The organism is Polaromonas sp. P1_G2 (assembly GCF_056405515.1).
In genome coordinates, this window is sequence record NZ_JBFUBY010001210.1 from 1 (window position 1) to 440 (window position 440).

Sequence of the window (440 nt, forward strand, 5' to 3'; positions counted from 1 at the left end):
ACTCTGGGATGACGATGGAGAGTTCGGCGAGTTCGTTCGATATTTAGACACGGAAACCGACATATTAAGCGTACTTCAGATAAGGCCCGTCAGGTTCGTTGAGGTAAACACGGGCGATCCCCTCCGCTGGATACCATCAAAGCGACGTTTTGAATTCTGGGATTCGGTACGTCAAAATCTTCATGTATCCGCGAAACCGTATCTGGAAGACTATCCAGGCGGTTTTTTCTATGCCGCGTCAGAATGGAAAGGGCGTGATACCGAGCGTGTGATCGTCCTTGAAAAATATCATTGAAGCAGAGCGCCCCCTCCGAGCTTCAGTCCACATTTCAACTGACGACCCTCAGCACGATCTTGCCGCGATTGTGCTCTTCCTCCAGCGTGCGCTGCGCTCTAGCAGCCTCGGCGAGCGGGAAGACGCGCTGCACCTCCACCCGCAC

2 protein-coding genes are annotated in these 440 nt (G+C 53.6%); one reads left to right on the forward strand and one right to left on the reverse strand.

Going from position 1 to position 440, the window contains the following annotated elements; all coding sequences use genetic code 11:
• On the forward strand, positions 1-295 hold a 295-nt coding region (locus AC1D0P_RS29810; RefSeq protein ID WP_477680030.1), incomplete at its 5' end, for a hypothetical protein.
• 34 nt (positions 296-329) lie between these two features.
• On the opposite strand, the gene AC1D0P_RS29815 is transcribed toward AC1D0P_RS29810, so the two are convergent.
• Complete coding sequence (locus AC1D0P_RS29815; protein ID WP_477680031.1) at positions 330-440, reverse strand: zinc-binding dehydrogenase; 111 nt, start codon at positions 438-440, stop codon at positions 330-332.